At 69.7% G+C, this 6,854-nt stretch carries 5 protein-coding genes; 2 read left to right on the forward strand and 3 right to left on the reverse strand.

The window, feature by feature from the left end; all coding sequences use genetic code 11:
• Positions 1-697: 697 nt before the first annotated feature.
• Positions 698-862 carry a hypothetical protein gene (locus ACYVD1_RS14715; RefSeq protein ID WP_460755741.1) on the forward strand — a complete coding sequence of 55 codons (165 nt, stop codon included), beginning with the start codon at positions 698-700 and terminating at the stop codon, positions 860-862.
• 177 nt (positions 863-1,039) lie between these two features.
• Here the strand turns inward: ACYVD1_RS14715 and ACYVD1_RS14720 are convergent, their stop codons facing one another.
• The 3 genes from ACYVD1_RS14720 to ACYVD1_RS14730 form a co-directional block, all read right to left on the reverse strand.
• On the reverse strand, positions 1,040-1,852 hold the full coding sequence (locus ACYVD1_RS14720; RefSeq protein ID WP_460772444.1) for an inositol monophosphatase family protein: 813 nt from the start codon (positions 1,850-1,852) through the stop codon (positions 1,040-1,042).
• A gap of 162 nt (positions 1,853-2,014) precedes the next feature.
• On the reverse strand, positions 2,015-4,057 hold the full coding sequence (locus ACYVD1_RS14725; RefSeq protein ID WP_460772446.1) for a S9 family peptidase: 2,043 nt from the start codon (positions 4,055-4,057) through the stop codon (positions 2,015-2,017).
• Positions 4,058-4,268: 211 nt separating this feature from the next.
• The gene (locus ACYVD1_RS14730; RefSeq protein ID WP_460772448.1) at positions 4,269-5,300 is read right to left on the reverse strand and encodes a ferrochelatase; all 1,032 of its coding nucleotides are present in this window, start codon (positions 5,298-5,300) and stop codon (positions 4,269-4,271) included.
• Positions 5,301-5,432: 132 nt separating this feature from the next.
• Here ACYVD1_RS14730 and ACYVD1_RS14735 point away from each other — a divergent pair, with 132 nt between their 5' ends.
• On the forward strand, positions 5,433-6,731 hold the full coding sequence (locus ACYVD1_RS14735; protein WP_460772450.1) for a D-arabinono-1,4-lactone oxidase: 1,299 nt from the start codon (positions 5,433-5,435) through the stop codon (positions 6,729-6,731).
• Positions 6,732-6,854: the final 123 nt, after the last annotated feature.

Genomic DNA, 6,854 nt, shown 5'->3' on the forward strand with positions numbered 1-6,854 from the left:
GTCCTTCTAGAGCGTCGGTACCTGGAAACAAAAAAGGGGGCCGCTGCCGGCGCATCCCCCAACACACCGGCAGCGGCGTTCTTGGTCCCGGCCGCGTCATCCGTTCTCTCACGAACGAGGTAAGGAGGCGGTAAACCCGCCGCGAACCCCGGGAGGGTCCACGCTACTCCTCAACCCCGCTGTGCAGCGGGCGCTGGGCCGGGAGCTTCAACTCCCCTGTGCACGGGGTGGCCGCCGCCGACGAATCCCCCAACCGTCGGCGGCGGCTCAACCCCGCACATCTCAAATCTGACACATCAAGAATAAGAAACGAGTAAGCATCAGGGCCCGATCGCCACATGTGTCCTACAACACTCTTTCCCGGGGCTTGCCCGACGTGTCGGCCAGGCGATCCGCCACCCCGTCAACAGGCGCCCACATCGCCGCTAACACGGCCCTTTTCGCCCTGTGGAAGCGACCCGCCTCCTCGAAACCGTCACGGAGAAAACTCGTACGGGGGCCTAGGTTTGGCGTGGATCACAGTGCGGTAGAGGTAGGAGGTGCGCGCGTGGACACCGGGCCCCTGCCCGGACCGCGACGGGCACGCATGTCACAGGGTCGTGACGGCTTCGATTCGTGCGGACGCACAGGCGTGCGCAAATTCAGATGTACACCGGTGCACTGTCATGCCCGGTGTCTACCCCTGGGAAGAGGTGCAATGGGCGAGTTCATGGCGGCGATCAAGGTCCGTATCAACGAGACCTATCGGTCGCTCGAGTCGGCACAGGCCGCCGGGGACGACTTCCTCGCGGACACCCACGCGTCTGAACTCGAGGATCTGTACCGCATCGCGGCTCGCAACGGCGTCGACGCCCACTCCTGACCGGAGCGGCCGATACGGCCCCTGACCCCCGAGGGGGATCTGGGACGGCAAACGTCGAAGCGGGGCGGGCAACCCCCGGGAGTCCGACCCCGCCTCTCTCGTGCCCCGGACACCACAGGTGTCCGGGGTTTTCGCTGCCCGGGCGCCCCTTCTGGACGGCCCTGCCCCGGCGGCGCCTCAGCCGTCGGAGTCGGCGCCCAGCGGCGCCAGGAGCGCGTCGAGGTCCTCGTAGAGTCCGGGACGGGCCGCGATCACCAGATCGTTAGTGGGCGGGCCCCCGTGGAGTCCGCCCACGCGCACGCCCGCCTCGCTGGCGACCAGCCCCGGGGCTGCCCAGTCCCACAGGTGGAGCCCACGCTCGTAGTAGGCGTTGTAGCGCCCCGTGGCCATGCCGGTGATGTCGACCGCCGCCGATCCGCCCCTGCGGATGTCCCGGATGTACGGGACGACCCCGGCTAGGACCTTGGCCTGCTGGAGGCGGCGTTCGGGGCGGTACCCGAAGCCGGTGGCGACCAGGGACCGGTCCAGCGGAACCGCCTCCGGTGCGTGCAGGGTGCGGCCGTCGATCCGGGACCCACTGCCCAGGACCGCCTCGAACATCTTCCCGTGGACCGGCAGGTGGACCGCGGCGGCCACGACCACACCGTCGATCTCCGCGCCGATGGCCACGCCCCAGTCAGGGCTCCCGTACAGGTAGTTGACGGTTCCGTCGATGGGGTCCACCACCCAGCGCACCCCGCTGGAGCCCTCGACGCCGCCGCCCTCCTCTCCGAGGACCGCGTCCCCGGGACGGGCTGCGAGCAGCCGTTCCCGGATCAGGTCCTCGGTGGCGCGGTCCATCTCGGTGACGACGTCCGTGGGACTGGACTTGGTGTCCAGGACGGTGATGCCCTCCTGCCCCTTCGCCGCGAGCTCGCCGGCCTCCGCCGCCACGGCGACGGCGAGGTCCCGCAGCTTCTCGGGATCGGGTGGGGACTGGATGGTGGTCACTGGTGCCCTCCTGCTCGTGGCCGTCCGGGCGGTCGTGCCCGGACGCTTCCGCCCCGAACCCTATGCGCCGGGCCCTCCAGCTCTGCTTCCAGTCCCGGCACTCAGCGAAAGACCCCCGGCACGGATGCCGGGGGGTTCTCTCGCGGTGACGGGGGAGACGGTTCAGAGCAGCTCGGGCTTGGTCCACTCCTTGCCGTGGACGTGGTGATCGAGGAAGGCGAAGATGGTCTCGTACCAGACCTGCGCGTTGCCGGGCGTCAGGATCCAGTGGTTCTCGTCCGGGAAGTACAGGAACTTGGCCTCGACTTCGTGGAGGAGGAGGTCCCGCCACAGCCGCAGGCCCTCGCCGATCGGCACCCGGTAGTCCTTGTCGCCGTGGATGACCAGCATCGGGGTGCGGATCTTGTCCGCGTGCAGGTGCGGCGAGTTGAGCTGGTAGCGCTCCGGCCGGGCCAGCGGGGTGCCGAACTCGCTCTCCCACACCGGCGGGTAGTCGGTGGTGCCGCTGAACCCGTCCAGCTGCCACAGGGAGGCGTGCGAGACGATCGCCTTGAACCGGTCGGTGTGCCCGGCGATCCAGTTGGCCATGTAGCCGCCGAAGGAGCCGCCCATCATGGCGGTGTGCTCGGCGTCGATGTCCTCACGGGCCTCGGCGGCGTCGGTGATCGCCATGACGTCGGCGTGGGTGCGCGGACCCCACTGGCCCCAGGCCCGGCGGAGCATGTCCTGGCCGTATCCGGTGGACAGCGCGGGGTCCGGAAGCAGGACGGCGTAGCCGCGGGCGGCCAGCAGCCACGGGTTCCAGCGCCAGGACCACCCGTTGAAACTCATGTAGGGGCCGCCGTGCACCCACAGCATGAGCGGGGCGGGAGACTCGGCGGAGGCCTCCTCGGGCAGCACCAGCCAGGACCGGATCCGGGTGCCGTCGTCGGCGGTCGTCTCGATCTCGGTGAGCGTGCCCGGCATGGTCAGCTCGGATCCGGGCGTGCGCAGGTAGGTGGGCTGGCCGTCGGTGGCGTCGGCGTCCAAGCGCACCGGGGTTGGCGGGGCGTCCCAGGCGTCGCGCAGCGCGTAGACGAAGCGGCCGTCGGGGGACGGGTTCAGCTCACTGTAGGCGCCGTGGTCCCCGGTGATCCGGGTGAGCGAACCCGTGGCCGCATCCACGCGGAAGACCGGTCGGCGGCCGTTCTCGTCGGCGATGAGGAAGACCGTGCTGGAGTCCGCCGACCAGGCGAAGCCGCGCGGCCAGAGTTCGTGCTCGGGAATCAGGTCGCGGCCCTCACCGGTGGCGAGGTCGGTGATCCACAGCGTGGCGTTGCGGGGCTCGCCGTCGTAGCTTCCCTCGTCGTTGGCGTACGTCAGGACCTTGGCGCCGTCCGGGGAGACCAGAGGGCTGCCGAACTCGAACGCGGAGTCGGGGCCGCCCGCGACGGTACGGCGTTTCCCGGTGCCCACGTCGACGGCGACGACCTCGTCCCGGCGGGCCCCGCCGGAGGAGGGCACCGCCCACCCCGTGAGCAGGGTGGAGCCGTCGGGGGTCAGTGCCGGAGAGGATCCTAGAAGGGCCACGCCCGCGTCGGGGGTGAGGTCCTTGGGGTCGCCGAGGCGGGCGTCGTCACTCTCGGGCGGGGTGGCCGTGAAGTACCGGGGGTGGTCCGGGCCGATGTCCCGGTCCCAGGAGCGGACGGGCAGGGACTCGTGGAGGATCGCGGTGACTCCTGCCTCCTCACGGGCCTTGCGGGCCTCGGTGTCGGCCTCGTCGTCCTCGGAGCCGGGTAGGACCGCCGCGGAGAAGGCGACCAGGCCGGAATCGCGGGCGATCGTGAAGGCGCCGATACCGCCGGGCCTGGAGGCGACCTGGCGGGCCTCGCCGCCGTCCGCGGGTAGGAGCCAGAGTGCGGCTTTGGGCTTGTCCTCGGCCTTGGCCTCGGGGTCGGGGCGGCCGGTGCTGAAGAGCACCGAACCGTCGGGGAGGAACTCGGCGCCGGCCTCGCCCTTGGTGGAGCGGGTCAGGCGCCGGGGGGAGCGACCGCCTTCGGATTCGGGTGCGGTGTCGATCTCCCAAAGGGCGCTGCGGAAGGACTTGGCGTCCGGGGCGATGTCGCTCACGGGTGCGACGAGACGGGTGCCGTCCGGGGACAGGCGCAAACCGTTCACGCGGCGCAGTCGGACGTACTCCGGCAGTTCATACCAGGAACGAACCAAGACAGACTCTCCTCAACCGTCGACTTGTGATCAGAACCGACCCTATCGGGCACGGTGACCGTGATCACCTTGTTTCCGCCCACGTCAGGCAGGCGTCAACAGCGTTGACCAAGCTTTCCGCACACGGCCGTGCGGAGCCGGACGGCAGGAACCCGCGCGGCCGGGCGGGCCGCACCTTCCCGCCCCACCCGGTCACACGCACCACGGCGCGTCAGCGCTGCTGACAGCACTGACCGCCGCCCCCGGCGCAGCGCGGCAGGGGGGTGAGCCGCCGCTCCTCGGCCTTTCCGGTGTACTCGTGTACCAGCTCCGTCACCATGGACACGAACGCCGGGTGGGTGCCGGGGCTGAGCGCGCGCTCGTAGCCGAGGCCGAGCTTCGCGGCGCTGTCGCGGGCCTCGACGTCGAGGTCGAACTTGACCTCCATGTGGTCGGAGACGAACCCGTACGGGATGACCACCACGGCGGGCACGCCCTCGTCGGCCAGCTCCTCCATGCGGTCGTTGACGTCGGGTTCCAGCCAGGGCTGGCTGGGCGGGCCGCTGCGGCTCTGGTAGACGAGCTCGTACGCGTACTCCCGGTCGAGGCGCTCGACCACCAGGCGGGCCACCTCGGCGAGCTGTGCCCCGTAGGCGCCCGCGGGGCCGAAGCCGTGGCCCGGGCCGCCGCTGGTCTCGGCCATGGCGGTGGGGATGGAGTGGGCGGAGAACAGCAGGCGCACACCCGCACGCTGGTCCTCGGGGAGCTTGTCCAGAGCGCCCTGGGTGTACTCCACCAGGGGGTCGATGAACCCGGGGTGATCGTAGAAGGGCCGGATCAGCTCCACCTCGGGGGCATCGTCACCGAGGTCCGCGAGGGCCCGCTCGATGTCCTCGTGGTAAGCGGTCCGGCTGGACCAGTTGCAGTAGGCGGAGGTGGGAAGTGCCAGCACACGGCGGACCCCGTCCTCCTTCATCTTCGCGAGGGTGTCGGTGAGCATCGGTTCCCAGAACCGGTTGCCCCAGTAGATCGGCAGGTCGACGCCGTTGGCGTCGAAGTCGGCGGTGACGGCGGCGAGCAGGTCCCGGCACTGCTGGTTGATCGGGCTCACTCCACCGAAGAGGAAGTAGTGCTCACCGACCTCCGCCAACCGCTCGCGGGGGATGTTGCGCCCGCGGGTGACGTTCTCCAGGAACGGGATGACCTCGTCCTCGCCCTCCGGGCCACCGAAGGAGATCAGCAAAAACGCGTCGTAAGGCCTCATGAACTCATGAAACCAGTTCCCCGAGACTTCATGGATCCACCCCCGGCCCATGTTGTGGGACTTTCGTACCTTCGGTGACCAGGACCACTCCCCGGCCTGGTCCCACAAGTGACTGGTCGGTAATGTCAGCGCATGACTGATGTGTTGTGGCACACCTGGGCCGGCACCCACCAGGCCAATCCCCGCCGCACGGCGACCCCCAACAGCACCGCGGAGGTCGTCTCAGCCGTCTCCTCCGCGGCCGCCGAGGACCTGCGCGTACGCATGGTCGGCTCGGGCCACTCCTTCACCGACGTGGCCGTCACCGACGGCCTGCTCCTCTCCCCGACCTCGCTGAGCGGCGTGCGCTCGGTCGACCCTGAAGCGGGCACGGCCACGGTCGTGGCCGGTCTGCCGCTGTGTGACTTCAATGACGCCCTGGCTGCCCACGGTGTGGCGCTGGCCAACATGGGTGACATCGCGGTCCAGACCGTCTCCGGGGCGGTGCAGACGGGCACTCACGGTACCGGCCGGGACGCGGGCGGCCTGGCAAGCCAGGTAGTGGCGATGGAGATGGTGCTCGCGGACGGCTCCGTGGTGGAGTGCTCGGCCGAGCGGGAACCGGAGCTGTTCCACGCCGCCCGCGTGGGGCTGGGCGCGTTCGGCGTGGTGACAGCGCTGACGATGGCTGTGCGCCCCGCCTTCCTGTTGCACGCTCAGGAGGAGCCCATGGCCCTGAACGAGGTACTGGAGCGGCTCCCGGAACTGCGCGAGGGCAACGACCACTTCGAGTTCTTCTGGTTCCCGCACACCGGGAACACCAACACCAAGCGCAACAACATCACCACGGGTCCGGCCGCGCCGCTGTCGAAGTTCAAGACCTGGCTGGACGACGACTTCCTGTCGAACACGCTCTTCGACCGCATCAACCGCGTGTGCCGCCGTTTCCCGTCGATGGTCCCCGCGGTGAACCAGATCAGTTCGCGGGCGCTGTCGCCGCGTTCCTACACCGACGTCTCGCACCGGGTGTTCGCGTCCGTGCGCGATGTCCGGTTTGTAGAGATGGAGTACGCCATCCCGGCCGAGCACTTGGTGGACGTGCTGCGGGAGGTGCGTTCGATCGTGGACCGCGGCGACCACCGGGTGAGCTTCCCGGTGGAGGTGCGGTTCGCCCCGGCCGACGACGTGTGGCTGTCGACCGCGTACGGGCGGGAGACCGCCTACGTGGCGGTGCACATGTACAAGGGCACGCCGTACGAGGCCTACTTCGCCGATCTGGAGGCGGTCTTCACCTCCGTGGGGGGACGGCCGCACTGGGGCAAGCTGCACACCCGCGACCACGCCTACCTGGAGGGCGTCTACCCGCGCTGGGGCGACGCGCTGGCGGTGCGGGACCGGGTGGACCCGCACCGCCGGTTCGGCAACGACTACCTCGACCGGGTGTTCGGCTAGCTTGTCGTTTAAGCTGCTTGCTTGTCTCTAGAGCGGCCCGTGGTGCCCGTTTTATGCTTTTTCGGAACCTCGTAACGGGGAGCTGGACGCTTGTTCCAGCTCCCCGCCACACGCCCCGGCCCC

This window comes from Nocardiopsis nanhaiensis (genome assembly GCF_054778635.1).

What these genes read in the sequence shown, in the direction of transcription:
- ACYVD1_RS14715 (WP_460755741.1), top strand. Translation starts at nt 698, where the DNA reads ATGGGCGAGTTCATGGCGGCGATCAAGGTCCGTATCAACGAGACCTAT.
- ACYVD1_RS14730 (WP_460772448.1), bottom strand. Translation starts at nt 5,300, where the DNA reads ATGAGGCCTTACGACGCGTTTTTGCTGATCTCCTTCGGTGGCCCGGAG.
- ACYVD1_RS14735 (WP_460772450.1), top strand. Translation starts at nt 5,433, where the DNA reads ATGACTGATGTGTTGTGGCACACCTGGGCCGGCACCCACCAGGCCAAT.